The organism is Mycobacterium sp., from assembly GCF_035506235.1.
Classification (GTDB): domain Bacteria; phylum Actinomycetota; class Actinomycetes; order Mycobacteriales; family Mycobacteriaceae; genus Mycobacterium.
In genome coordinates this window covers 1-26,909 of record NZ_DATJPU010000165.1, presented here as the reverse complement: position 1 = coordinate 26,909, position 26,909 = coordinate 1, and the positions used below count along the sequence as shown (strand labels likewise).

The following is a 26,909-nucleotide window of genomic DNA, read 5'->3' as shown; positions in this document are numbered from 1 at the left end:
GGGTGGCTGAGCCGACCGTCCTGCTGCTGTCGACGTCCGACACGGACCTGATCAGCGCCCGTTCCAGCGGGAAGAACTATCGGTGGGCCAACCCGTCGCGCCTGTCCGATGAGGAGGTGCCGGACCTGTTGGCGGGCGCCTCGATCGTCGTGGTCCGGATCCTGGGCGGTTACCGCGCCTGGCAGAGCGGGATCGACGCGGTGATCGCCGGCGGCGTCCCGGCGGTGCTGGTCAGCGGCGAACAGGCCGCCGACGCCGAGCTGACCGGCCTGTCCACCCTGGCCGCCGGCATCGCGGTGCAGGCGCACATCTACCTGGCCCACGGCGGCGTGGACAACCTGCGACAGCTGCACGCCTTTCTCTCCGACACGGTCCTGATGACCGGCTTCGGGTTCGCCCCGCCCGTGGTGACCCCGACCTGGGGTGAGCCGGAGCGGCCGAATGCCAGGAACGCCGGCGGCCCGACCATCGCGGTGCTGTACTACCGCGCCCAGCAGCTGGCGGGCAACACCGCCTACATCGAAGCGCTGTGCCGCGCCATCGAAGACGCCGGCGGCCGTGCGCTGCCCGTCTACTGCGCCTCGCTGCGCACCGCCGAACCCGGACTGCTGCAGCGGCTTAGCGACGCCGACGCCATGGTGGTCACCGTGCTGGCCGCCGGGGGACTGCGGCCCGCGGCCGTTGGCGCCGGCGGCCAGGACGACAGCTGGAACGTCGAACACCTTGCGGCCCTGAACATCCCGATCCTGCAGGGCCTATGCCTGACCAGCCCCCGCGGGCAGTGGCGCGACAACGACGACGGCCTGAGCCCGCTCGACGTCGCCACCCAGGTGGCGGTGCCCGAGTTCGACGGCCGGATCATCACGGTTCCCTTCTCGTTCAAGGAGATTGACGACGACGGGCTGATCTCCTATGTCGCCGACCCGGAACGCTGCGCGCGGGTCGCGGGGCTGGCGATCCGGCACGCGCGGCTGCGGCATGTCGCCCCGGCCGAGAAGCGGGTGGCACTGGTCTTTTCGGCCTATCCCACCAAACACGCCCGCATCGGCAACGCGGTCGGGCTGGACACCCCGGCCAGCGCGGTCGCGGTGCTGCGGGCGATGCGCGAGCGCGGCTACCGGGTGGGCGACCTGCCCGGGGTCTCAGATATCGGAGCCGACGACGGCTGGAACGATAGCGACGCCCTGATCCACGCGCTGATCGAACGCGGCGGCCAGGACCCCGACTGGCTCACCGACGGTCAACTGGCCGGTAATCCGATCCGGTTGTCCGCCAAGGACTATGGGGCATGGTTCGCGACGCTGCCCGCCGAACTCACCGACACCGTGCAGCAGCACTGGGGCCCACCACCGGGTGAGCTGTTCGTCGACCGCAGCGCAGACCCCGACGGCGAAATCGTCATCGCCGCAATGCAAGCGGGCAACCTGGTGCTGATGGTCCAGCCGCCGCGCGGCTTCGGGGAGAACCCGGTCGCCATCTACCACGACCCGGACCTGCCGCCCAGCCACCACTACCTGGCGGCCTACCACTGGCTGGACACCGGATTCGGGGCCCACGCGATAGTCCACCTCGGCAAGCACGGCAACCTGGAGTGGCTGCCCGGCAAGACGCTGGGCATGTCGGCGGCGTGCGGGCCCGACGCCGCGCTGGGCAACCTGCCGCTGATCTACCCCTTCCTGGTCAACGACCCCGGCGAGGGCACCCAGGCGAAGCGGCGCGCGCACGCCGTACTCGTCGACCACCTCATCCCGCCGATGGCCCGCGCCGAAACCTACGGCGACATCGCACGCTTGGAGCAGCTACTCGACGAGCACGCCAGCGTCGCCGCGCTGGATCCCGGCAAGCTGCCCGCCATCCGCCAGCAGATCTGGACGCTGATCCGGGCCGCCAAGATGGACCACGACCTGGGGCTGACCGATCGGCCCGCCGAGGACGCCTTCGATGACATGATCCTGCACGTCGACGGGTGGCTGTGCGAGATCAAGGATGTCCAGATCCGCGACGGGCTGCACGTCCTGGGCCAAAAGCCAACGGGGGAAGCCGAAGTCGACCTGGTGCTGGCCATCCTGCGGGCGCGCCAGCTGTTCGGCGGCGAGCGCGTGATCCCCGGTTTGCGACAGGCCCTGGGCCTGGCCGAGGACGGCACCGACGAACGGTCGTCGGTCGACGCCGCCGAGGCCGCCGCCCGCGAGCTCGTCGCCGCCCTGCAGGCCACCGGCTGGGACCCCGGCGCCGCCGAACGGCTCACCGACGACCCCGACGTCGCCGCGGTGCTGCGGTTCGCGGCCACCGAGGTGGTGCCCCGGCTGGCCGGCACCGCCGCCGAAATCGACCAGGTGCTCAACGCTTTGGACGGGCGGTTCATCCCCGCCGGCCCGTCGGGATCGCCGCTGCGCGGCCTGGTCAACGTGCTGCCCACCGGGCGCAACTTCTACTCCGTCGACCCCAAGGCGGTGCCGTCGCGGCTGGCGTGGGAAGCCGGTGTGGCGCTGGCGGATTCGCTGCTGGCCCGGTACCGGACCGACCACGGGCGGTGGCCGCCATCGGTGGGGCTGTCGGTGTGGGGCACCTCGGCGATGCGCACCGCCGGCGACGACATCGCCGAAGTCCTTGCGCTGCTGGGCGCCCGGCCGGTGTGGGACGACGCGTCGCGACGGGTCGTCGGGCTGACCCCGATACCGCTGGCCGAGCTGGGCCGCCCGCGCATCGACGTGACGGTGCGCATTTCCGGGTTCTTCCGGGACGCCTTCCCGCACGTCGTCACCATGCTCGACGACGCGGTGCGGTTGGTCGCCGACCTCGACGAGCCCGCCGGGGACAACTATGTGCGCGCGCACGCGCAGGCCGATCTGGCCCGGCACGGCGACCAACGCCGTTCCACCACCAGGATCTTCGGATCCAAGCCGGGCACCTATGGCGCCGGGCTGCTGCAGCTGATCGACAGCCGCAACTGGCGCGACGACGCCGACCTCGCGCAGGTGTACACCGCCTGGGGCGGGTTCGCCTACGGGCGCGACCTCGACGGGCGCGAGGCGGTCGACGACATGAACCGCCAGTACCGGCGCATCGCGGTGGCCGCCAAGAACACCGACACCCGCGAGCACGACATCGCCGACTCCGACGACTACTTCCAGTACCACGGCGGGATGGTGGCCACGGTGCGCGCGCTGACCGGGCAGGCGCCCGCCGCCTACATCGGCGACAACACCAGGCCCGACGCCATCCGCACCCGCACCCTGTCGGAGGAGACCGCCCGGGTGTTCCGCGCCCGTGTGGTCAACCCGCGCTGGATGGCGGCGATGCGGCGGCACGGCTACAAGGGCGCGTTCGAGATGGCCGCGACGGTGGACTACCTGTTCGGCTACGACGCCACCGCGGGGGTGATGGCCGACTGGATGTACGAGCAACTGACCGAGCGCTACGTGCTGGATGCCGAGAACCGCAAGTTCATGACGGAATCCAACCCGTGGGCGCTGCACGGCATGGCCGAGCGGCTGCTGGAGGCCGCCGGCCGCGGCATGTGGGCCCAGCCGCAACCGGAAACGCTCGACGGCCTGCGCCAGGCGCTGCTGGAAACCGAGGGCGACCTGGAGGGCTAGTTTCCCTGGCGAGCAGACGCAAAAACTCCGGGATCCTCGGCGTGTCGAGGGCTTTTGCGTCTACTCACCGAGCTAGATGAAGTCTGACCCGCCGTCCACGTTGACCGTCGCGCCGGTGACGTAGCCGTTTCGCCGCGACGCCAGGTAGGCGGTGATGGAAGCGACCTCTTCGGGGAGCCCGGCGCGGCCGAGGTCGCACGGCTGGTGAAAGTTGTTGTCGATCCACGTCATGACGTCGACCGGATCGGTGGCGTCGAGGCCGTCGGCGGCGAGGATGTCCTTGAGTACTTCGGTGAAGCTGGCGGTCACGATGGTGCCGGGGCACACGCAGTTGACCAGAATGCCGTCCTTGGCAAGGCTTTTCGCTAGGTTCTTGGTGACGCTGGCCAACGCCGCCTTCGATGCCGTGTAAGCGACGATGCGTGGGTTCTGCCGCTGAATGGAGTGTGCGGACAGCGTGACGATGCGAGCCCAATCCGCGGAGCGCAACAACGGCAACGCGGCGCGGATCGACCGCACAGCCGCCATCGTGCCGAGTGTGAACGCTGCGTCCCATTGGGCGTCGTCCATCTGCTCGAAATAGCCGTCGCCCGGCCCGATCGTGTGGACGAGACAGTTGAGCCGGCCCCAACGATCCGACACCGCGGCGAAGCCGTCGGTTATGGACTTGGCATCGGCCATGTCCACGCTGATCCCGACCGCATCCGGGGCGCCCGCCTCGCGCAGCGATGCCACGGCGGCGTCGAGCGCTCCCTGGCTTCTGGCCATCACCGCCACACTGGCTCCCTCGGCCGCAAGGGTTTCGGCGATGGCCAGCCCCATGCCCTTGCTGCCGCCGGTGACCACGGCCGTCGATCCCGAGTAGCCCAGGTCCATCCGCATCTCCCTCCGGTTTGTGCGCGGTTAGTCAAACCTCGCCGTTCGCGTCCGCCGTGACGCCGAGGCCACCCAGGCAGAAACGCAGCGCCCGTTCGCGGACCTTCTCGCGATCACAATCACCGGTCGCCCATTGCCGTTCGATGGCCGCCCACACCACGGCGTGGATGGCCTGAGCGTCGGCCACCGGGTCGATGTGATGGAACACTCCGCGCCGCAGCCCGCGTTGCAGCGCTTCGCTCAGCGGCGTGAGCAATTGCTCGTACGCGGGCTGGACCAGACCGGGGGACGCGAACATCTGCGATTGCGCCTCCAGCGACACGCGGCGCAAGTCGGATTTGATGGTGGCGTCGAAGGCCAGGTCGAGCCGTCCGTCGATCCACGCCGCCACCGCGTCCACCTCCGTCGCGGCAGAAGCCATTCGGCGTCGTAGTCGCCGTTCCTCCACCCGCGCCATTTCGAGAAAGAGGGCGGCCACGAGTGCGTCCTTGGACTCGAAATGCCGATAGAAAGCCCGGGTGCCCAATGACGCGCGTTCGAGAACCGCGGCGATGCTGACGCCGCGAACCCCCTGCTCCCGCAGAGTCATTGACGCGGCAGCCAGGATCTCGCGGCGCACCGTCGGGTCTGGAGGCAGTTTGTCGCGTCGGCGCGTGCGAGGAGTGCTCACGGGTCAGGCCGTCGCATCGTAGGCGGCGAGATAGTCCGCAAACCGCTCACGAACAACTCCGGGGGTGAGGCCGTAGTCGGCCAGCTCGTAGTCGTGGGTACCGCGCCCGCCCGGTCGATGTCCTTGCGCCCATCGTGTGACCGCACGCAAAGTGGCATCGGTAAACGTCAAACCCAGCGTCGCGTAACTGGTTTGGAGGGTGCGCACCGGATCATCTTGCAAGTCGGCGAAGGAGACGTCGGCGAATCGGTCGTCACCCATCCGGCGACGGAAATCCATCGCCCGGCGGACACCTTCGACCCAGCTCTCGAGCTGCTCGGCGCCAAGCTCCCTGGCGTCGTTGCGGTCGCTGCTCCAGCTCCGCACGTACTGGATCAGACTGCACACCGAGCCCATCACCCTGGTCGGATCGCGATGGCTCCACAGGAATTTGGCGTTCGGATACGCCTCGACTAGCGCATCGAGCGCGAACATGTGCACGGGCGTCTTGAGGTGCCACAGAACCGGTGGGCAGTGCCACTGCAAGAGCTTGAGCACTCGGCGGTGAAACCTGTACGTCCCGCCCATGTCGCAATCCATCAGCCACGCCAGATATCCGGGAGCGCGGACGGCGCCGTCGAAGTGGAAGGTGCGAAAGCTCATTCCCATCAGGTCCTGGCATTCGGTCGGTGCCGTGGGCTCAGAGTTGTACAGCGTTTTCATCAGTGGAAACATGTCGTCGAGCATCTTCAGGCCGGCCTCCGCCTGCGCGATCCGCGGGTCGCTGTGCTGGGTGGCGGCCTCCGGCGGCGGAGTGGGCGCCTGGGATTCCCACATCCGTAGCGAGCGGAACTGCGGGTCGGCGGCGACCAGTTGGCTCAGCGCGGTGGTCCCAGTGCGGGGCAGTCCGACCACGAAGACGGGTCCACCGACTACCTGGTCGTCGATCTCGGGGTGCCGCGCGTAGGTGTCCTCGATCTTGAGGCGTTGGATCAGGGCGTTGCTGATGGTGGCATGCTGGATGACCCGGCCCAGGTCATTGAGCTGTGCCTCGGTGTTCAGCGCTTCAACGATGCGTTCGAGCCCCTCGCGATAGTAGGTCGAACCGAAATCCTCGAGACCGGTTGCGCTGCAAGCGCCGTCTTCCAGCTCGTCAGCGTCGAACGTCACCGCCCGAACCTTTCGCGCACCGCGTGACGGCGGGCCGCGAGAATGGCCGCCCGTTCCTGGGGGGTGACTTCGGCTGTGTCCGAAGGCAATTCCGCCCGAATATCGTCGAACCGCACGACTCGCGTCGTCGGAGTCGGCGCCGTTTTGGTGCGCACGCAGCGCAGGATGATGGGACCGTTGCTGTGGCCGGCAGTGTCGAGCCAATTCGCGACCCCGGGATCCTCGGCACTCAGCACCACGCGCACGAGGCCGTCGGAATCCACCGCGGCCTGATGAGCGTTCAGGCTGGATTGGTGGCGCCCGTAATGGATGGTCTCCCACCACGGGTTGCCGATGGAATAGCTCCAGTAAATCCCTTCCGGCGGTTCCACTTCGACGATGAGTGCCTCGCCGGGGTGCAGCTCCCACCGGCCGATCACCGGCCTGTTCTCTGCAGCGGCTCCGATATCGGTGCGGTTGATGGGTGGCAGGAACCCGTTCGGCGGCGCCGCCGCACCGAACTGCAAGAAGAACGCCAGGTTGTCCCGGAGGAAGTCACCGAGGGCGACCAGTTGCCTCGGCACCGCCCGGTCCGTGTCGACCGGGTGACCCATGGACTGCACCGCGCGGCCGAGCCGCTCAATGCGCAGCGACGACGCCACCTCGCTGTCCCAGTCGTAGAAGAAGTGCCGCACCGTCAACGTGGGATGCTCGCCGTCGATGCGCATCCAATTGCCCGTCCGCCCCGTCTCCGCAGAGGCTGACAGCACCACCTCGAAGTTTCCGTCGGCATCCACCTCGAGTTCGTCGACCAGTTCGTTCGCCGTTGCCGCGATGCCGTTCATCGTCTGCAATCCGACGTAGCGGGCGGTGCCGCGATTGCCGAACAGTCGGTAGCTTTCCCCGCCGCGCAGCACCGCACGGGTGTAAATGCAGTCCGGGCACTCCATTCCCCAGGTCACGATGTCATCGGTGCTGGTGCGCCGGACGGACAGGACCGGGTCCGGATCGAACCGCAGCACCTCATCGATGCCCGCGGTGAGCAGGACCAGCAGATGGCGGATGCCCGCGGCGAGATCGACTCGATTTCGGTTGGCCGGCTCGGATTCCACGACCTGTGCGGCCTCGCGGAGCCGGTCCAACAGGTACCCCCACGCCCGTGCCAGGTCGACGTCGCCACGGCCCCCGGACAGCGCCGCCGCACCGATCGAGAACGGCAACCATGCCAGCGGCTTGTCCGGGTCGCTCACGTTGCGCCGCCCTTAAGTGAAAATTAGATTTCCGGTTAACGTCCCACGACTATCGCAGGCGATGGATGCGAATGTCAACGTTGCGGGTGCTCACCGGTAGGTTGACACCTGTGACGCCCACCTTCGCCGACCTCGCCAAGTCGCAATACATCCTGCTGACCACCTTCACCAAGGACGGCAGGCCCAAGCCGGTTCCCATCTGGGCCGCGGCAGAAAGCGACCGGCTGCTCGTCATCACCGAGGCCAAATCGTGGAAGGTCAAGCGGATCCGCAACACGCCCCGCGTGACGCTGGCCACCTGCACCATGCGCGGCCGGCCGACCAGCGAGGCCGTCGAGGGTACCGCGGCCATCCTGGACAAGTCGCAGACGGCGGGTGTCTACGACGCGATCGGCAAGCGTTACGGCATCGTGGGGAAGGTCTTCAATTTCGCCAGCAAGCTGCGCGGCGGCATGGAGAACAACGTCGGACTCGAGCTCAAAGTCCAGCCCGGCTAAAACAAGTGGGCACCGTCCTCATCCCCATCCCGGATCGCGACTTCGACCCGACCGAGGTCGCGGTGAGCTGGCGGGTCTTGACCCGCGACGGGCACCGGGTGGTGTTCGCCACCGAAAGCGGCGCGCCCGGCGAGGCTGACGACATCATGGTGACCGGCCGCGGCCTGGACGTGTGGTCGGCCGTGCCCGCGCTGGGCGCCACCCGGCTGATCGGCCTGACGTTGCGGGCGAATAAAGACGGGCGGACCGCATACCGAGAGATGCTGAACTCGAACGAGTTTCAGCATCCCGTCAGCTGGTCGCAAGCCGCGCTCGACGGCGTCGACGCGCTGCTGCTGCCCGGCGGACATCGCGCCCGCGGAATGCGCAGTTACATCGACAGCGACATACTGCACCGGCTGGTCGTGGACGCCTTCGCCCGCGGGCTGATCGTGGCCGCGATCTGTCACGGCGTGCTGCTCGCCGCCCGCAGCGTCGATCCCGCCACCGGCCGCTCGGTGCTCTACGGGCACAAGACCACGGCGCTGACCTGGTCGATGGAGCGCACCGCCTGGAATCTCACCCGCCTCACCCGGTTCTGGGATCGCGACTACTACCGGACCTATACCGAGGAACCCGGCCAGCCAAGCGGATACATGTCGGTGCAATCGGAAGTCACACGCGCCCTTGCGGATCCGGCGGATTTCTGCGACGTCGACCGCGGCACGCCGCACCGTTGGCGCAAGTCGTCGGGGATGGTGCGCGACACCGCCACCGACCCACGCCCGGCGTTCGTCGTTGACGACGGCAGCTATGTGTCGGCGCGCTGGCCCGGCGACACGCACACCTTCGCGGCCGTCGTATCGCGGAAGCTGAAGTGACACACTGGCTTTCAGTGCTGCGTCAGGATCCCGTAGCTCTGCCACCACCGGTACAGGCTGTTGAGGTCGGGCCCGCCGTTGACGGTGGCCAGGAGCAGCTGGGCGTCGCGGGTCCAGGCGATGTTGGCGCGGTCCGCGATGCTGCCGCAGACGACCTTGCCGCCGACCTGGTTGGGGTCGGACCCGTAGCTCCAGGTGCCGGGCAAGGGGAAGGTGTTGTCAGCCGGGCACGGCGAGACCAGCATCCCGCTGGCGGTCGTCTGGAAGTCGCCGGTCAGGGCGTCCAGGTCGTCGTAGAGGGTGAAACGCGCGTAGGTCGGGGTGCCCGAGTCGGCGCCTTGGCTGCAGTCCAGGCTGGCGACCGCGGCCGGGAAGGGGTCGGTGGCCCGCGCGCAGGCGGCGGCGCTGTAACCCGGCGGCAGCAACCCAACGACCTGTTGCTCGGCGGGGCTGAAGCCCTTTGCTGAATCAGCCTGGGCCGCAACCGTTCTCGCGGCGTCCCGGGCGGGAGCGTCTCGCTCGGACAGGGCGACGCCCCCGAGGCCGATCGCGGCCGCGATCACTGCCAGGCCCGCGCCGATGCCCAGCCACCGCGCGCGTCGCCGGATCACCGATCCACCCATCGTCGTCTCCTCAGTGGCCAACGGCGCTACGTCGTTGCCCCGGCCGCCAGATGCTCGCCGAAGAACGCGAAGACGCGCCTCCACGCGTCTTCGGTGGCGGCCTCGTCGTAGCCGAAACCCGTGATGCGAAGCAGCGGTTGGGCGGGAAGGGTGTTGGCGAAGCTGTGCCCGACGCCGGGGTAGACCTTGACGTCCGTGGTGATCTGCTTGGCCGCGGTCACCTCGCGAAACTTCTCCGGCGCGCCCCGGCCCAGCGGGTCACGGCCGCCCAAGCTCGCGACGATCGGGCACGCCCCGTCCAGGGTCGCGCTGAGGTTGCGGGGCAGCGGGGTGCCGTAGAACGGCGCGGAGGCGCCGAAACCCTTGGGCGACATGACGAGGGCGAAATGGCCGCCCATGCAGAACCCCGCGATGCCGACGGTCCCGGTGCACTCGGGCATCGCCTTGAGGTGATCGCGCGCCGCCAGGATGTCGTCAAGTGCGCGGCCCCGCTGCGCCTGCATCTCCCGCATGACCCGGGTGATGCAGCGGATGCGGCCACCGCGGGCGTACAAGTTCGGGGTGAGCGCCACGTACCCGGCCCGCGCGATGCGCTCGTTGGTCGCCTGCTTGTCCCGGCCGTAGCCGAACGCGTCGTGGATCACCACGACGCCCGGCCACGGGCCCTGTCCCTGCGGAAGGTTCAGCAGCGCATCGATCGGTCCGTCGGGGGCCTCGAGCTCAATCGTTGTCATAGCGTCATCTAACTGCAGCCGGGACGGGCGCCACCAGGGGAACTCCGGGACCGCCCGCAGACGTTGGCGAGACATGCTGTCGCGGCTGTTGTCGATCTACGCCGTCGTCGAGCTGACCGTGGTCATCGCCCTGGTCTCGACGGTCGGATGGGGCTGGACCCTGCTGGCGTTGCTGGCCACCTTTCTGCTCGGGTGGGGCCTGCTGGCGCCGATGGCGGGTTCGCAACTCCTTCGCCAGATCGGGCGCTTGCGCTCCGGCCCGACCGAACCGCGCGGGGGGCGCCGCCCGCCTGCGGGGGACGCGCTCAGCGACGCGGCGATGGTCACCCTGGCCACCGTCCTGATCCTGATCCCCGGGCTGGTCACCACGGCGTTGGGACTGTTGTTGCTGGTTCCGCCGATACGCTCGCTGGCGCGCCCCGCCCTGAGCGCGATCGGCGGGCGCGGCTTGCGGCGGCGGATGCCGCTGAGCACCGACGCGACCCTGTTCGGCGGCGGCTACCCGAGCCACGGCACTGACTACATCGACGGAGAGGTCGTCGACGTGCGGGACTTCCGGCCGCCCGCCTTGCCGAACGAGGCCCACGGGGGATTCCCGGGCCAGCCGGGGTGGGACTGACCGCCCGGGCCGTCGCCGCACGTAGTTTTGGCCTGTGACAACTGCTGATCGTCCGCCCGCTGCACGGTCTGCATCGGCGCCGGACGGCGAGCCCACCACGCTGCTGCTCAACGGGCGGGTACACAGCCCGACCCACCCCGACGCGACCGCCATGGCGGTACGCGGCGGCGTCATCGCCTGGCTGGGCAGCGACGACGTCGGGCGCGGTCAGTTCCCGGGCGCCGACGTGGAGGAGCTGGACGGCGGCTTCGTGGCGCCGGGATTCGTGGACAGCCACATCCACCTGACCGCCACCGGCCTGATGCTCAGCGGCCTGGACCTGCGGACCGCCGCGTCGCGCGCCCAGTGCATCCGGCTGGTCGCCGACTACGCCGCCGCCCACCCGGGCCGGCCCGTGTGGGGGCACGGCTGGGACGAATCGTCCTGGCCCGAGGACACCCCGCCGGCCACCGCCGAGCTGGACGCTGTACTCGGTGACCGGCCGGCCTACCTGTCCCGCGTCGACGTGCACTCCGCGCTCGCCTCGACGGCACTGCGACGGCAGGTCGCGGACCTGCCGGCGGCGGCCGGTTTCGCCGCCGAGCGGCCGTTGACCGGCGACGCCCACCACCTGGTCCGGGCCGTCGCCCGCGAGCTGCTGACGCCCGAACAGCTGGCCCAGGCCCGGGCGGAAGCACTGCGGGCCGCCGCCGCGGCCGGCGTCGTCGCGGTGCACGAATGCGCGGGCCCGCAGATCGGCGGGCTCGACGACTGGCTGCGCCTGCGTGACCTCGAGCACGGCGTCGAGGTGGTCGGCTACTGGGGCCAGGCGGTGACCACGGCCGCGCAGGCGCGCGCGTTGATGGACGAAACGGGAGCCCGGGGGCTGGCCGGTGACCTGTTCGTCGACGGCGCACTCGGGTCGCGCACCGCCTGGCTGCACGAGCCGTACAGCGACGCCCCGGACCGCGTCGGCACCTGTTACCTGGATCCCGACGCCATCGAAGCGCATCTGCGGGCGTGCACCGAGGCGGAGGTGACGGCGGGTTTCCATGTCATCGGCGACGCGGCCGTCTCGGCGGCGGTGGCGGCTGTGGAACGCGTCGTGGCGGACGTGGGGGTGGCCGCCGTCGCCCGCTGCGGGCACCGCCTCGAGCACGTGGAGATGGTCACCGCCGACCAGGCCGCCAAACTGGGCGCCTGGGGCGTCATCGCCAGCGTGCAGCCCAATTTTGATGCGCTGTGGGGCGGGGCCGACGGCATGTACGCGCGGCGGCTCGGCGCCGCACGAGGCGGGCTGCTCAACCCGCTTGCGCTGTTAGCATCCCAAGGCGTGCCCCTCGCGCTAGGCTCCGACGCCCCGGTGACGGGCCTCGACCCGTGGGCGAGCGTGCGCGCGGCGGTCAACCACCACACTCCCGGCAGCGCGCTGTCGGCGCGGGCCGCCTTCGCCGCCGCCACCCGCGGCGGCTGGCGGGCGGGCGGTGTCCGGGACGGTCAGACGGGAACCCTGGTGCCCGGCGCGCCGGCATCCTATGCCGTGTGGGACGCCGGGCCCCTGGACGCCCACGCGCCCCGCGACGCCGTGCAGCGCTGGTCTACCGATCCGCGCTCCCGGGTGCCCGCGCTGCCGCGCCTGGGCCCGGCTGACGCCCTGCCGCGTTGCCGACGAACCGTGCATCGAGGCGCTGTCATCTATGGCTGAGGAGTGGTTCGGCCGCGAGGAGCGATCCGGCCGGGACCCGGAGGCCACCCCGGTCGTCGAGGAGCCGATCAGCGAAGAGGCCGAATCCGAGCGCGATGACCAGCCCGTCGAGGTTCGCATCGAGCCGGAGGAGACAGCGCCCGACGCACCGAGCCCGGCCGATCGGCGGGGCGCCCTCGCGCGCCGGGCGCTGACGGGGCTGGCAGCGGCGGCGGCCGCGCGACTGCCCGGCGCCCGGGCGGCGCTGGTGCCGCGCCTGCCACGGCTGGTGCTCGCCGTCGCGGCCGGCTTGCTGCTGTTCGCCAGCTTCCCCCCACTGAACTGGTGGTGGGGCGCCGTCGTCGCTGCCGCGCTGCTGGCCTGGGTGCTCACGCGTCCGGCGACGACACCGGCGGGCGGTTTTGGCTACGGATTCCTGTTCGGGCTGGCCTTCTATGTCCCGCTGCTGCCGTGGATCAGCACGCTGGTGGGCGCCGTGCCCTGGCTGGTGCTGGCGATGACGTGCGCGCTCTTTCCCGGTCTCTTCGGCCTGGGCGCCGTCGTCGTGCGGCGGCTGCCCGGCTGGCCGATCTGGTTCGCGCTGGTGTGGGCCGCCCAGGAGTGGCTGAAGTCGGCCTTCCCGTTCGGCGGCTTTCCCTGGGGCGCGGTGGCGTTCAGTCAAACCGAAGGTCCGTTGTTGCCGCTGGCTCAGCTCGGCGGCGTCGCGCTGCTGTCCGCGGCGGTCGTGCTGGTGGGGTTCAGCGCCACCGCGATCGCGCTGGAGATCGTGAAGTGGTGGACAACCGGTCACCCGGGTGTCGGGAAAGCCGACGACGCCACGGAAGCCACGGAAGCCCAGGCGCCGCCCGCCGTGCTGTTGCCGGGCGTCTGCATCTGCGCGGTGTTGTTGGCCGCCGTCATCGTCTGGCCGCAGGTGCGGCACGCCGGCGCGGGAGCGGGCGGCGACCCCTCGGTCACCGTCGCGGCGGTGCAGGGCAACGTGCCGCGGCTGGGTCTGGACTTCAACGCGCAACGCCGCGCGGTGCTGGACAACCACGTGCGCGAGACGCTGCGGCTGGCCGAGGACGTGCGTTCGGGGCTGGCCCCGCAACCCCAATTCGTGATCTGGCCGGAGGACTCCTCCGACATCGACCCCCTCGCCAACGCCGACGCCGACGAGCAAATCGCGAGGGCCGTCGCGGCCATCGGCGCGCCGGTACTGGTCGGCACCGTGCTGGATGTTCCCGGCCGCACGTCGGAAGCCTCCACCTACACCAACACGGTCATCGTGTGGAACCCGGTCAGCGGGCCGGCCGACCGCCACGACAAGGAGATCGTGCAGCCGTTCGGCGAGTACCTGCCGATGCCGTGGCTGTTCAAGCATCTCTCCGGCTACGCCGACCGGGCCGGCCACATGGTGCCCGGCAAGAGCAGCGGGGTGGTGCACATCGCCGGCGTGCCCGTCGGGGTGTCCACCTGCTGGGAGGTGATCTTCGACCGCGCGCCGCGCAAGGCCGTCCTCAACGGCGCCCAGCTGCTGGCCGTGCCCAGCAACAACGCCACCTTCAACAAGACGATGAGCGAACAACAGCTGGCGTTCGCCAAGGTCCGCGCGGTAGAGCACGACCGGTACGTCGTGGTTGCCGGCACCACCGGGATCAGCGCGGTGATCGCACCGGACGGCGGCGAGCTGGTGCGCACGGACTTCTTCGAGCCCGCCTATCTGGACATGCAGGTGCGCCTCAAGACCAAGCTGACGCCGGCAACCCGCTGGGGCCCGATCCTGCAGTGGGTCCTGGTGGCGGCGGCCGGGGCGGCCATTCTGGTAGGAATACGGCACAATGGATGGTTCGCGCGTCCGGTTCGCCTGAGGTCCAGGCCTCGCGGTGACTCGGAAGACGCCGGTACGCCCCCGGGCAAACCCGCGCCCGACGAGGGCGACGCGGAGACCGCGCAAGGCACGTCTCCGGACCAGGGCGGCGGCCACGACACCCCGCCCGACGAGGGCGACCAACCCGATTTCGGGCGACACAGAGGAGCTACATGACCACCGGCCAGCCGGCGTCCCGGGTCCCGGGCAGCCGTCCCAGCGAGCGCGTCCTGGTGATCATCCCGACGTTCAACGAGCGGGAGAACCTGCCGGTCATCCACCGGCGGCTCACGGACGCGTGCCCGGGCGCGCACCTGCTGATCGTCGACGACAACAGCCCCGACGGCACCGGTGAGCTCGCCGACGAGCTGGCGGCGGCCGACCCCGATCGCGTCCACGTGATGCACCGCACCGCGAAGGACGGCCTGGGCGCGGCGTACCTGGCGGGTTTCGCGTGGGGGTTGAGCCGGGACTATTCGGTGCTCGTCGAGATGGACGCCGACGGCAGCCACGCGCCCGAACAGCTGCACCTACTGCTGGACGCCGTCGACGCCGGCGCCGACCTGGCCATCGGTTCGCGCTACGTCGAGGGGGGAGCGGTGCGAAATTGGCCGTGGCGGAGGTGGGCCCTGTCATGGACGGCCAACACCTACGCGCGGCTGGCGCTGGGCATCGGCGTCCACGACATCACCGCCGGCTACCGGGCGTACCGCCGGGAGGTCCTGGAGACGATAGGTCTCGACGGCGTGGACTCCAAGGGCTATTGCTTCCAGATCGACCTGACCTGGCGCACCGTCTGCAACGGGTTCGTCATCGCCGAGGTGCCGATCACCTTCACCGAGCGGGAACTCGGCATCTCCAAAATGAGCGGATCCAACATCCACGAGGCGCTGGTCAAGGTCACCCGATGGGGCATCGAGGGGCGCCGGACCGGGGGCGCGCGTCCCCGCGCGATCCGCGCCGACAACCGCAGCTAGCGGCATTTAGCCGCAGTTAGCCGCGACAGCGGCCCAGGTCAGCCGCGGCGGCGCGACCTGATCAGCTCGAGGCGCTCCTTGAGCAACTCCTCGAGCTCTTCGACCGTGCGGCGCTCCAGCAACATGTCCCAGTGCGTGCGCGGCGGCTTGACCTTCTTCGGCTCGGGCAGGTCACCCTCGATGAGGGTGCCTTCCATGCCGTTGCGGCACAGCCAGGTGCCGGGGATGTCGGCGTCATCGGCGAAGGGAACCTCGAACTCCTCGCCGTTCTCGGTGCGATACCGCGCGATCTGGCGCGGCGCGAGGTCGTGGTTGCGGTCGGTCTCGTAGCTCACGGCTCCAAGGCGACTGCCTCTCAGAACGCGATCGGCCATGCGTGCTACTCCTTAGGTCCTCCGGGATGGAATTGGTCTGGGGTGCAATTCTGTCCCGTTTGGCAAACGTTATGACTGTCTGCGTAGTTCCCCGCTCCGACACGCGGCATACGCGACGCGACCATCAATGATACCGGGAAGTGAAACAGGCCGACTAAAGTCGGCTGGCGTGAGCCGCCGCACCCATCCGCAACCATGCCGCTGGTGTGGTCGCGACGTGGCCGACGCGGGGATGGGCCGTCGCCGCCGGTACTGCCGGCAGTCGTGCCGGCAACGCGCTTACGAGCAGCGCGCCTCGTTGACCCGGGGCTTGAATCGGGAAGGGGCGGGGGCCCTGCCCGCCGACGCCGTGGTGCTGTCGGCCGACGATGCGGCCGATCTTTCCGATCGCGTTTATCAGCTGCGATGCGCGGCGGAGGACGTCGCCACCGCGCTCGACGAAGGGGCCGGCCAGACCGAACTGCGCGAGCTGTGCGACGTGCTGATCCGGGCCGCCCGCGCCGCCGACGGCTGGCGCCGCGCGGGCGTCTAACCCGCGCTTGACCACCACCGATGGGTAGCCGGGTACAGTCGCGCCATGGGCGGCGGGCCAGCCGTACTCGGGTGTACAGGTCGAAGCCGGTCCTCCTCTAGCAGCCGGGAGCGTCGGACGTTTTTGAAATCGTGCCGGAGTTGGCCATACTCACGAGCGACATTCTTGGGTCGGAGAGCAGCACGAAGCTTGTCGGAGCTGGTCGAAAAATCCACGAGACCGATTCGTGCAGCAACTTCCGTGACTCGGCCGGGCCGCTCGGCAAGGCCGCATCCGGCGGACACGACGGCCACCTGCCGGGTGAGGGTTAGGCGAGGTTAGTAGATGGTGGACCAACTCCAGCATGCGACCGAAGCGCTGCGCAAAGCGCTGGTCCAGGTGGAACGCCTGAAGCGCACCAACCGTGCGCTGCTGGAGCGGTCGAGCGAGCCGATCGCGATCGTCGGCATGTCGTGCCGCTTCCCCGGCGGGGTCGAGACTCCCGACGACCTCTGGCAGATGGTGGCCGACGGCCGCGACGTGATCACGGAGTTTCCCACCGACCGCGGCTGGGACGTCGCGGGGCTGTTCGACCCGGACCCCGACGCCCGCCACAAGACCTATGCCCGCACCGGCGGCTTCGTGGACGGCGTCGCGGACTTCGACCCGGCATTCTTCGGGATCGCGCCCAGCGAGGCGCTGGCGATGGACCCCCAGCACCGGATGCTGCTGGAGCTGTCCTGGGAGGCGCTGGAGCGGGCCGGGATCGACCCCGGCGGCCTGCGCGGCAGCGCCACCGGGGTATTCGCCGGACTCATCGTGCAGGGCTACGGCATGTTGGCCGAGGAGATCGAGGGCTACCGGCTCACCGGGATGACGTCCAGCGTCGCCTCGGGGCGGGTGTCGTACGTCCTGGGGCTGGAGGGCCCGGCGGTGTCGGTCGACACGGCGTGTTCGTCGTCGTTGGTGGCGTTGCACATGGCGGTGCAGTCACTGCGGTCGGGGGAATGCGATCTGGCCCTGGCCGGCGGCGCCACCGTGAACGCCACGCCGACCGTTTTCGTCGAGTTCAGCCGGCACCGCGGCCTGGCGCCGGACGGCCGCTGCAAGGCCTACGCCGGCGCGGCCGACGGGGTCGGTTGGTCCGAGGGCGGCGCCATGCTCGTCGTCGAACGGTTGTCCGACGCCCAGCGGTTGGGCCATCCGGTGTTGGCGGTGGTGCGCGGTTCGGCCGTCAACCAGGATGGCGCGTCCAACGGATTGACCGCGCCCAACGGCCCGTCGCAGCAGCGCGTGGTGCGCGCCGCGTTGGCCAACGCGGGGTTGTCGACGGCTGACGTGGACGTGGTCGAGGGCCACGGCACGGGCACGACGTTGGGCGATCCGATCGAGGCCCAGGCGCTGCTGGCGACCTACGGGCAAAATAGGGCGGAGCCCGGAGAACCTCTGTGGCTGGGGTCGATCAAGTCGAACATGGGTCACACGCAGGCCGCCGCGGGTGTGGCCGGCGTGATCAAGATGGTGCAGGCGATGCGCCACGAGACGTTGCCGGCCACTTTGCACGTGGATCAGCCCAGCCCGCACGTGGATTGGTCGGCGGGGGCGGTGTCCCTCTTGACGGAGCCGCGGCCCTGGCCGGCTGAGAACCGGGCCCGCCGGGCCGGTATTTCGTCGTTCGGGATCAGCGGCACCAACGCGCACGTGATCGTGGAGGCCGTGCCTACGGTCGAGGCGCGCGAGCCCGGCCGCAAGCCCGAGGTGTCGCCGTGGGTGGTGTCGGCAAAGTCGGTGTCGGCGTTGCGGTCTCAGGCCGCCCGGCTGGCCGCGCACGTCCGCGCCCATGCCGATCTCGACGCTGCCGACGTGGCGTGGTCGTTGGCGGGCCGGTCCGCCTTCGAGCACCGGGCCGTCATTGTCGGCGGCGATCGGAGCCGGTTGCTGGCGGCCCTGGACGAGCTGGCCACGGACGAGCCCGTGTCGGTCATCCGCGGCGCCGCCACGCCCGCGGGAAAGATCGCCTTCGTCTTCCCCGGCCAAGGCTCCCAGTGGCCGGGCATGGGTGCCGAATTGCTCGACACCGCATCGGTGTTCGCGCAACAGATCGACGCGTGCGCCGAGACCTTCTCCGAATTCGTCGACTGGTCGCTGACCGACGTCCTGCGGGGCGCGCCCGGCGCGCCGGGCCTGGACCGCGTGGACGTCGTGCAGCCGGTGCTGTTTGCGGTGATGGTGTCGCTGGCCGAGCTGTGGAAGTCGGTCGGGGTGACTCCCGACGCGGTGATCGGGCACTCGCAAGGCGAGATCGCCGCGGCCTACGTCGCCGGCGCACTGTCGTTGCGGGATGCCGCGCGGGTGGTCACGTTGCGCAGCAAGCTGCTGAGGTCGCTGGCCGGCCCCGGGGGCATGCTGTCCATCGCGTGCAGCACCGAGCGCGCGCGGGAATTGTTGGCGCCGTACGGAAATCGAGTCAGCATCGCCGCTGTCAACGGCCGGTCCGCCGTCGTGGTCTCGGGTGACGGCGCGGCGCTGGACGAACTCGTCGGCTTCTGTGCCGACCTGGAGCTGCGCACCCGGCGGATCGACGTGGACTATGCGTCGCATTCGGTCGAGGTCGAGGCGATCCGCGGCGAGCTCGCCGCAGCCCTGACGGGCATCGAGCCGCGATCCTCGCGCACGGCCTTCTTTTCCACTGTCACCGGAAACCGTTTGGACACAGCGGGTTTAGATGCCGAATATTGGTATCGCAACATCCGGCAGACCGTTCAGTTCGACCAGGCGGTGCGCAGCGCGTGCGAGCACGGATACCGAACGTTCATCGAATCCAGCCCGCATCCCGCGTTGATCGCCGGGATCGAAGACACCGCCGACGATTGCGCCGCCGGCGACACCGAGCCCATCGTCGTCCCCACCTTGGGCCGCGACGACGGCGGGCTCGAGAGGTTCCTGACCTCCGCGGCCACCGCGTTCGTCGCGGGAGTGAGCGTGGATTGGCGCGGCGTGCTGGACGGGGCAGGCTTCGTGGAGCTGCCGACGTACGCCTTTGACCGCCGCCGGTTTTGGCTGTCCGGGGAAGGCGTCGTCGCCGACGCCGCGGGCCTGGGGCTGGCGACCAGCGAGCACCCACTGCTGAGCGCGGTCGTGGATTTGCCGGCCTCGGGCGGGGTGCTGCTGACCGGCCGGTTGTCACCCGGCCCGCAGGGTTGGCTGGCCGACCACGCCGTGTCCGGTGTGGCCGTTTTTCCCGGCGCCGGGTTCGTGGAGTTGGCGATCCGCGCCGGCGATGAGGTCGGTTGCGCGACGGTCGACGAACTGACACTGCAGGCGCCACTGCTGTTGCCGGCCAAGGATTCCGGGTCCGCCTCGGTCGCCGTGCAGGTTGTGGTGGGCGCCGAGGAAGAAGGCGGCCGGCGCAGCGTGTCGATTTTCTCGCGTCTTGACGCCGCCTCCGGCTGGGTGTGCCACGCGGAGGGCGCGTTGAGCACCGGGTCGGTCGAGCCGGGCGCGGATCTGTCGGTGTGGCCGCCGGCGGGCGCGGTCGCGGCCGACCCGGCCGACTGCTACGAACGGTTGGCCGCGCGTGGGTACGTCTACGGTCCCGCGTTCCAGGGATTGACCGCCACGTGGGTCCGCGGCGACGAGGTGTTCGCCGAGGTGCGGCTACCGGACGCCGCCGGGGGCGTCAATGGGTTCGGCTTGCACCCCGCCCTGCTCGACGCGTCGATGCATGCCCTGGTGATGGGTGACCATATCGCCGGCCAGACAGACGAAGTGGTGTTGCCGTTCTCGTGGCAGGGCGTGTCGTTGCATGCCGCGGGCGCGTCGGCGGTGCGTGCGCGCATCGCGCCGGCGGGAACTCCGTCGGCCTCGAAGACCGTGTCCATCGAGCTCGCCGACGGGCTGGGGCTACCGGTGCTGTCGGTGCGGGCGATGGCGGCCCGCCCGGTCAGCGAGCAGCAGCTGCGTGCGGCCGTGTCGGTCGCGGGCCCCGACCGGCTGTTCGAGGTGCACTGGTCGCCGGCAACCACAACGGTCGCCGGCGCCGAGCCGCCCGCCTACGAAGTGTTCGAATCCGTTGCAGCCGGCGATGACCCGGTCGCCGCATCGTACGAGCGCACCCATCGGGCGCTGGCCGCCGTGCAGTCCTGGCTGACCGAGCGCGACTCCGGAGTGCTGATTGTCGCGACGCGGGGTGCGATGGGATTGGCGGGGGAGGACGTCACCGATTTGGCCGGCGCGGCGGTGTGGGGGCTGGTCCGGTCGGCGCAGACCGAGCACCCCGGCCGCATTGTGCTGGTGGATTCCGATGCGGCGCTTGACGAAAGCGCGATGGCGACGGTCTTCGCGGTCGCCGAGCCCCAGGTGTTGTTGCGCGACGGCAAGGCATACACCGCGCGGGTGCGTGGCAGCCGCGCGGTCGACGGCATCATGACGCCCCCCGGTGACGGACCCTGGCGGCTCGGAATCAGCAGCGCGGGCACCTTCGAAAACCTGCGACTGGAGCCGGTTCCCAACGCCGACGCTCCGCTGGAGCCGGGTCAGGTTCGGGTGGCTCTGCGCGCCATCGCGGCGAACTTCCGTGACGTCATGATCACCCTCGGCATGTTCACCCACGACGCCCTGCTCGGCGGCGAAGGCGCCGGCGTGGTGGTGGAGGTCGGGCCGGGAGTCACCGAGTTCGCGGTCGGCGATTCGGTCTACGGATTCTTCCCCGACGGCAGCGGCACGCTGGTGCCCGGCGACGTCCGCCTGCTGCTGCCGATGCCCGCCGACTGGTCCTACCCCGAAGCCGCCGGCATCTCCGCGGTTTTCACCACCGCGTACATGGCGTTCCTCCACCTGGCCGACGTCAAGCCCGGGCAGCGGGTGTTGGTGCACGCCGCCGCCGGCGGGGTGGGGATGGCCGCGGTTCAGCTGGCCCGGCATTTGGGCCTGGAGGTGTTCGGGACCGCCAGCCGCGGCAAGTGGGACACGTTGCGGGCCATGGGATTTGACGACGACCACATCGCCGACTCGCGCACCCTCGAGTTCGAGGACAAGTTCCGGGCGGTCACCGGCAGGGCCGGCATGGCTGGGATGGATATCGTGCTGGACTCGCTGGCCGGCGAATTCGTCGATGCCTCCCTGCGGCTGGTCGCCCCCGGCGGCGTGTTCCTGGAGATGGGCAAGACCGACATCCGCGACCCCGGTGCGGTCGCCCGGGAATACCCCGGGGTGCGCTACCGCGCCTTCGACCTCTTCGAGCCCGGCCGGCCCCGGATGCATCAGTGGATGCTGGAGCTCGCCGGGCTGTTCGACGCCGGGGTGCTGACGCCGTTGCCGGTCACGACGTTTGACGTGCGACGCGCCCGAGCCGCGTTGCGCTACCTGAGCCAGGCCCGGCACGTCGGCAAGGTCGCCATGATGTTGCCGTCCGCGTTGAGCGCCGGCACCGTGCTGATCACCGGCGGGACCGGCATGGCGGGTGCGACGCTGGCCCGTCACCTGGCGGCGCACCATGGCGTTCGGGACCTGGCCCTGCTGAGCCGCCGCGGTGCGGATGCGCCGGGCTCCGCCGAACTGATCGCCGAGTTGGAGGCGACCGGGGTCCGGGTTCGGGTGGTGGCCTGCGATGCGGCCGACCGTGCCGCGCTGGCGCGGGTGATCGCCGATATTCCGCTGCTGAGCGGCGTCATCCATGCCGCCGGCGTGCTCGACGACGCGATGGTCACCTCACTGACGCCGGAGCGCGTCGACGCGGTGCTGCGGGCCAAGGTCGACGCGGCGTGGAACCTGCACGAGCTGACCCGCGACCTCAATCTGTCGGCCTTCGTGATGTTTTCGTCGATGGCCGGGCTGGTCGGCTCGTCGGGCCAGGCCAACTACGCGGCGGCCAACTCGTTCCTGGACGGATTGGCCGCGCATCGGCGGGCGCACGGGCTGCCGGCGATCTCGTTGGCCTGGGGACTGTGGGATCAGGCCAGCGCCATGACCGGCGGGCTGGGCGCCGCCGACCTCGCCCGGTTGGGCCGCGACGGGATCCTGGCGTTGTCCTCGGCCGAGGCGATGGAATTGTTCGACACCGCACTGATCGTCGACGAACCGTTCATGGCGCCCGCCCGCATCGACCTCGGCGCGCTGCGCGCCCATGCCGTCGCGGCACCCCCGATGTTCGCCGATCTGCTCAGCGCACCCACCCGGCGCCGGGTCGACGACTCGCTGGTGGCGGCGAAGTCGAAATCGGCGCTCGCGCGCCGCCTGCACGGGCTTCCCGAAACCGAGCAGCACGCCGTGCTGCTGGATCTGGTGCGCTCGCACATCGCCACGGTGCTGGGGACCAGCACCGCCGAGGCGATCGACCCGGACAAGGCGTTCCAAGAGTTGGGCTTTGACTCGCTCACCGCGGTCGAAATGCGCAACCGGCTCAAAACCGCTACCGGGCTGGCGCTTTCGCCGACGCTCATCTTCGACTACCCGACGCCCAACGGCCTGGCGAGCTACATGCGCACCGAACTCGCCGGGGTGCCGCAAGAAATAGAGCACGCCCCGGTAGTTCGCGCCACCGATGGCGATCCGATCGCGATCGTCGGCATGTCGTGCCGCTACCCCGGCGGCGTGAGCTCCCCCGACGAGCTTTGGGACATGCTGACCGAGGGCCGCGACGTGCTCTCCGATTTCCCCACCGATCGCGGGTGGAACCTGGCCGGGCTGTACAACCCGGACCCCGACGTTCCGGGCACCTGCTACACGCGCACCGGCGGCTTCGTGGACGGCGTCGCGGACTTCGACCCCGCCTTCTTCGGCATCACGCCGAGCGAGGCGCTGGCGATGGATCCCCAGCAACGACTGTTCCTCGAGTTGTCCTGGGAAGCCTTGGAGCGCGCGGGAATTGAGCCCGGCGCGTTGCGCGGCAGCGCCGCCGGCGTGTTCGCCGGGGTGTACACCCAGGGCTACGGCATCGGCGCCGCACCGGCCGCGGAGGGCTTTCGGCTGACCGGGCAGTCGTCGAGCGTGGCGTCGGGCCGGATCTCGTATGCGCTGGGCTTGGAGGGCCCCGCGGTCTCGGTGGACACGGCGTGCTCGTCGTCGTTGGTGGCCTTGCACATGGCGGTGCAGTCGCTGCGTTCAGGTGAATGCGATCTGGCCCTGGCCGGCGGCGTCACCGTCAACGCCACGCCCGACATTTTCGTGGAGTTCAGCCGCATGCGGGGGCTGTCCGCGGACGGCCGGTGCAAGGCCTACGCCGGCGCGGCCGACGGCACCGGATTCTCCGAGGGCGGCGGCATGCTCGTGGTGGAGCGGTTGTCGGACGCGCGCCGGCTCGGGCACCCCGTGCTGGCGATCGTGCGGGGTTCGGCGATCAACCAGGACGGCGCCTCCAACGGGTTGACCGCGCCCAATGGCCCCTCGCAGCAGCGGGTGGTGCGCGCCGCGCTGGCCAACGCCGGTTTGTCCGCCGCCGAGGTCGACGTCGTGGAGGGCCACGGGACCGGAACCACACTGGGCGATCCCATTGAGGCCCAGGCGCTGTTGGCGACCTACGGTCAGGATCGCAGTGCGCCACTCTGGCTGGGGTCGATCAAGTCGAACATGGGCCACACCCAGGCCGCCGCCGGGGTGGCCGGTGTGATCAAGATGGTGCTGGCGATGCGCCACGAGACGTTGCCGGCCACACTGCATGTCGACGAGCCCAGCCCGCACGTGGATTGGTCGATGGGCGCGGTGTCGTTGCTGACGGAAGCCCGGCCCTGGCCGGCTGCCCGCGCGCGCCGCGCAGGCGTTTCGTCCTTCGGCATCAGCGGCACGAATGCCCACGTGATCATCGAGGCGCCCCCGGTCGAGGCCGCGCCCGCCGCGGAACGGCCCGAGTTACCGCTGGTGCCGTGGGCGATCTCGGCAAAGTCATTGCCGGCGTTGAGCGCTCAAGCCGCCCGGCTGGCCGGGCACCTGTGGCGGCACAGCGAGCTCGACGTCGCCGACGTCGCGTGGTCGCTGGCGGGCCGCTCAACCTTCGAGCATCGCGCCGTGGTTGTCGGCGGTGACCGCGAACAGTTGCTGACCAGCCTCGATGAGCTGACCGCCGGTCAGGCTGTCTCCGTGGCCCAGGGCACGGTAACACCCGGCAAGACCGTCGTCGTCTTCCCCGGCCAGGGTTCCCAAATACTCGGCATGGGAAGGGAATTGCACGCCGCATACCCGGTATTCACCGAGGCGTTCGACGCCGTGCTGGCCGAACTGGACCAGCACCTGCTGCGGCCGCTGCGCGAAGTCATGTGGGGTCGGGACGAAAACCCGCTGAACACCACCGAATTCGCGCAGCCAGCCCTGTTCGCGGTCGAAGTCGCGTTGTTCCGGCTACTCGAGTCTTGGGGTGTGCGGCCGGACTTCGTGCTCGGTCACTCGATCGGCGAGATTTCCGCCGCGCACGTCGCCGGCGTCCTGTCGCTGGAGAACGCGGCGGTACTCGTCGCCGCCCGCGGCCGGTTCATGCAGTCGCTGCCGGCGGGCGGGGCGATGATCGCCGTGCAGGCCACCGAAGAGGAAGTGCGGCCGTTGCTGACGGCCGAGGTCGGCATCGCGGCGGTCAACGGGCCTGCCTCCGTGGTGATTTCCGGCCCCGACGGCGCCGTGACCGCGGTGGCCGATGATCTCCGCGCCGACGGCCGCCGTGTCCACCAACTCGCGGTGTCCCACGCGTTCCACTCCCCGCTGATGGATCCGATGATCGACGAATTCGGAACCGTTGCCGCCGGACTCGCCGTCGGCAAGCCCACCATCCCGATCGTCTCGAACGTGACGGGCCAGCTGGCGGGTGACGACTTCGCATCGGCGGCGTACTGGAAGCGGCAGGTACGCGAAGCCGTGCGATTCGCCGACAGCGTCCGCTTCGCGCACTCCGCCGGCGCCACCCGCTTCCTCGAAGTCGGCCCGAGCGGCGGGCTGACGGCGTCGATCGAGGAGTCGCTGCCGGATGACGCGGTGACCACCATGTCGGTGCTGCGCAAGGACCGCGCCGAGGCGGTGGCCTTGACAAACGCCGTCGCGCAGGGGTTCGTCGCCGGGATGGACGTGGATTGGCGCGGCGTGCTCGGCGGAGCAAATTTCGTCGAGCTGCCCACGTATGCCTTCGAGCGGCGGCGCTTTTGGCTCTCCGGCGATGGCACTCCCGTCGATGCGGCCGGGCTGGGGCTGGCCGCCGGTGAACACGCCCTGCTGGGTGCGGTGGTGGAGCTGCCGGCCTCCGGCGGCGTGGTGCTGACCGGTCGATTGTCGCCGAGCGCGCAGGGCTGGCTCAACGATCACGCCGTCGGCGGCGTCGTGCTGTTCCCGGGTGCGGGATTCGTCGAGCTGGCGATCCGCGCCGGCGACGAGGTGGGCTGCGGAATCGTCGACGAGCTGAATTTGGCTGCGCCGCTGGTGTTGCCGGCTGGGGCCTCGGTCGCGGTGCAGGTAGTGGTCGGCGGCCCGGACGACTCGGGAGGCCGCGCGGTGTCGGTGTTCTCGCGCGGCGAGTCCGGATCCGGCTGGTCGCTGCACGCCGAGGGCGTGCTGCGCGCGGGGTCGGTTCAGCCCGGCGCGGACCTGTCGAAGTGGCCGCCGGTGGGTGCGGTCCCGGTGGATATCGGCGACGGGTACCAGCAACTGGCCGAGCGTGGCTACGGCTACGGGCCCGCGTTCCGCGGCTTGACGTCGATGTGGCGCCGCGGCGACGAGGTGTTCGCCGAAGTCGCACTGCCCGAGGACGCCGGCGTTTCGGTCGCCGGGTTCGGGGTCCACCCCGCGATGCTCGACGCCGCGCTGCACGCGGTGATCCTGGCGTCGGATGGCGGCGAGCTCGCCGAGGGTTCGATGCTGGTGCCGTTCTCCTGGCAACGGGTCTCATTGCATGCCGCCGGGGCGTCGGCGGTGCGGGCGCGGATCGTGCCCATAAGTGAATCGGCCGTGTCGATCGAATTGGCCGACGGGTTGGGACTGCCGGTGCTCTCGGTGGCGTCGATGGTGGCCCGGCCGGTGACCGACCGGCAGCTGCTGGCCGCGGTGTCGAGTTCGGGGCCCGACCGGCTCTTCGAGGTCGTGTGGTCCGCCCAGCCGCTGTCCGCGGTGGAGCCGATGTCGTTGTGCGCCTGGGGTGCAACGGATTCAGATGCCTCGGTGGTGCTGTTCGAATCGGCGCCGGTGGCCGGTGACGTCGTGACGGAGGTCTACGCGGCCACGCGCGCGGTGCTGCCGGTGCTGCAGTCGTGGCTGGCGCGGGAGGGCGCCGGAACGCTGGTCGTGTCGACCCGGGGCGCGATGGCGCTCCCGGGAGAGGACGTGACCGATTTGGCGGGCGCAGCGGTGTGGGGGCTGGTGCGGTCGGCGCAGACCGAGCACCCCGGCCGCATCGTGCTCGTCGACACCGATGCTCCGCTGGATGCCGACGCGATAGCGGCGGCGCTGGCGCCCGCCGAGCCGCAGGTGGTGCTGCGGGGCGGGACGGTCTACACCGCGCGAGTGCACGGCAGCCGCGCCGTGGGTGGTCTGTTGGTGCCGCCCGACGAGGGGCCGTGGCGGCTGGGCATGAGCAGCTACGGCACGATCGAGAACCTGCGGCTGGAGCGGATCCCCGACGCCTCTGAGCACGTTGCGCCGCTGGGCCCCGGCCAGGTGCGGGTCGCCCTGTCGGCCATCGCCGCCAACTT

Annotated in this window: 14 protein-coding genes and 1 pseudogene; 8 read left to right on the top strand and 7 right to left on the bottom strand. The window is 70.3% G+C overall.

The genetic code is table 11. From position 1 onward, the window contains the following. Window positions 1–2: 2 nt before the first annotated feature. Window positions 3–3,599: a cobaltochelatase subunit CobN gene (cobN, locus tag VMD50_RS15855; RefSeq protein WP_325428688.1), complete on the top strand. Its 3,597-nt coding sequence runs from the start codon at window positions 3–5 to the stop codon at window positions 3,597–3,599. Between the two features lie 72 nt (window positions 3,600–3,671). Here cobN and VMD50_RS15850 read toward each other — a convergent pair whose 3' ends face one another. From VMD50_RS15850 to VMD50_RS15835, 4 genes are read right to left on the bottom strand one after another with little or no spacing between them, the layout of a single operon-like run. Then, window positions 3,672–4,475 (bottom strand): SDR family NAD(P)-dependent oxidoreductase, encoded by an 804-nt coding sequence (locus tag VMD50_RS15850; RefSeq protein WP_325428687.1) that lies wholly within the window; start codon window positions 4,473–4,475, stop codon window positions 3,672–3,674. Between the two features lie 31 nt (window positions 4,476–4,506). Further along, window positions 4,507–5,145 carry a TetR/AcrR family transcriptional regulator gene (locus tag VMD50_RS15845; RefSeq protein WP_325428686.1) on the bottom strand — a complete coding sequence of 213 codons (639 nt, stop codon included), beginning with the start codon at window positions 5,143–5,145 and terminating at the stop codon, window positions 4,507–4,509. Between the two features lie 3 nt (window positions 5,146–5,148). Beyond that, a complete protein-coding gene (locus VMD50_RS15840; protein WP_325428685.1) occupies window positions 5,149–6,294 on the bottom strand; it encodes a sulfotransferase family protein in 1,146 nt (381 codons plus the stop codon). Further along, a complete protein-coding gene (locus VMD50_RS15835; RefSeq protein WP_325428684.1) occupies window positions 6,291–7,523 on the bottom strand; it encodes a DUF1214 domain-containing protein in 1,233 nt (410 codons plus the stop codon). Before VMD50_RS15835 ends, VMD50_RS15840 begins: the two co-directional genes overlap by 4 nt. A gap of 110 nt (window positions 7,524–7,633) precedes the next feature. Here VMD50_RS15835 and VMD50_RS15830 point away from each other — a divergent pair, with 110 nt between their 5' ends. Beyond that, entirely contained in the window at window positions 7,634–8,020 is a 387-nt protein-coding gene (locus VMD50_RS15830; protein WP_325428683.1) for a PPOX class F420-dependent oxidoreductase, read from the top strand. A 5-nt stretch (window positions 8,021–8,025) separates the two neighbouring features. Continuing rightward, a complete protein-coding gene (locus VMD50_RS15825) occupies window positions 8,026–8,880 on the top strand; it encodes a type 1 glutamine amidotransferase domain-containing protein (protein WP_325428682.1) in 855 nt (284 codons plus the stop codon). 11 nt (window positions 8,881–8,891) lie between these two features. Here the strand turns inward: VMD50_RS15825 and VMD50_RS15820 are convergent, their stop codons facing one another. Beyond that, window positions 8,892–9,503: a hypothetical protein gene (locus VMD50_RS15820; protein ID WP_325428681.1), complete on the bottom strand. Its 612-nt coding sequence runs from the start codon at window positions 9,501–9,503 to the stop codon at window positions 8,892–8,894. 26 nt (window positions 9,504–9,529) lie between these two features. Beyond that, window positions 9,530–10,237, bottom strand: coding sequence for a dienelactone hydrolase family protein (locus VMD50_RS15815; RefSeq protein WP_325428680.1), 708 nt, complete (start codon window positions 10,235–10,237; stop codon window positions 9,530–9,532). A 73-nt stretch (window positions 10,238–10,310) separates the two neighbouring features. On the opposite strand from VMD50_RS15815, the gene VMD50_RS15810 reads away from it, so the two are divergent. The 3 genes and pseudogenes from VMD50_RS15810 to lnt all read left to right on the top strand — a co-directional run bounded on the left by VMD50_RS15810 (window position 10,311) and on the right by lnt (window position 15,366). Continuing rightward, complete coding sequence (locus VMD50_RS15810) at window positions 10,311–10,856, top strand: FxsA family protein (RefSeq protein ID WP_325428679.1); 546 nt, start codon at window positions 10,311–10,313, stop codon at window positions 10,854–10,856. Between the two features lie 151 nt (window positions 10,857–11,007). Continuing rightward, window positions 11,008–12,540 carry an amidohydrolase gene (locus tag VMD50_RS15805; protein WP_325428695.1) on the top strand — a complete coding sequence of 511 codons (1,533 nt, stop codon included), beginning with the start codon at window positions 11,008–11,010 and terminating at the stop codon, window positions 12,538–12,540. After that, window positions 12,533–15,366, top strand: a pseudogene (lnt, locus tag VMD50_RS15800) (apolipoprotein N-acyltransferase). Before VMD50_RS15805 ends, lnt begins: the two are co-directional and overlap by 8 nt. 38 nt (window positions 15,367–15,404) lie before the next feature. On the opposite strand, the gene rbpA reads toward lnt, so the two are convergent. Further along, window positions 15,405–15,740 (bottom strand): RNA polymerase-binding protein RbpA, encoded by a 336-nt coding sequence (gene rbpA / locus VMD50_RS15795; protein WP_066932213.1) that lies wholly within the window; start codon window positions 15,738–15,740, stop codon window positions 15,405–15,407. A 169-nt stretch (window positions 15,741–15,909) separates the two neighbouring features. Between rbpA and VMD50_RS15790 the strand changes: the two genes are divergently transcribed. Beyond that, window positions 15,910–16,272: a hypothetical protein gene (locus VMD50_RS15790; protein WP_325428678.1), complete on the top strand. Its 363-nt coding sequence runs from the start codon at window positions 15,910–15,912 to the stop codon at window positions 16,270–16,272. A 324-nt stretch (window positions 16,273–16,596) separates the two neighbouring features. Beyond that, window positions 16,597–26,909: SDR family NAD(P)-dependent oxidoreductase (locus tag VMD50_RS15785; protein WP_325428677.1), on the top strand; the 10,313-nt coding region annotated here is incomplete at its 3' end.

Coding starts and splice junctions, on each gene's coding strand:
- VMD50_RS15850 (WP_325428687.1), bottom strand. CDS start 4,475: ATGGACCTGGGCTACTCGGGATCGACGGCCGTGGTCACCGGCGGCAGC.
- VMD50_RS15820 (WP_325428681.1), bottom strand. CDS start 9,503: ATGGGTGGATCGGTGATCCGGCGACGCGCGCGGTGGCTGGGCATCGGC.
- VMD50_RS15815 (WP_325428680.1), bottom strand. CDS start 10,237: ATGACAACGATTGAGCTCGAGGCCCCCGACGGACCGATCGATGCGCTG.
- VMD50_RS15810 (WP_325428679.1), top strand. CDS start 10,311: ATGCTGTCGCGGCTGTTGTCGATCTACGCCGTCGTCGAGCTGACCGTG.
- VMD50_RS15805 (WP_325428695.1), top strand. CDS start 11,008: ATGGCGGTACGCGGCGGCGTCATCGCCTGGCTGGGCAGCGACGACGTC.
- rbpA (WP_066932213.1), bottom strand. CDS start 15,740: ATGGCCGATCGCGTTCTGAGAGGCAGTCGCCTTGGAGCCGTGAGCTAC.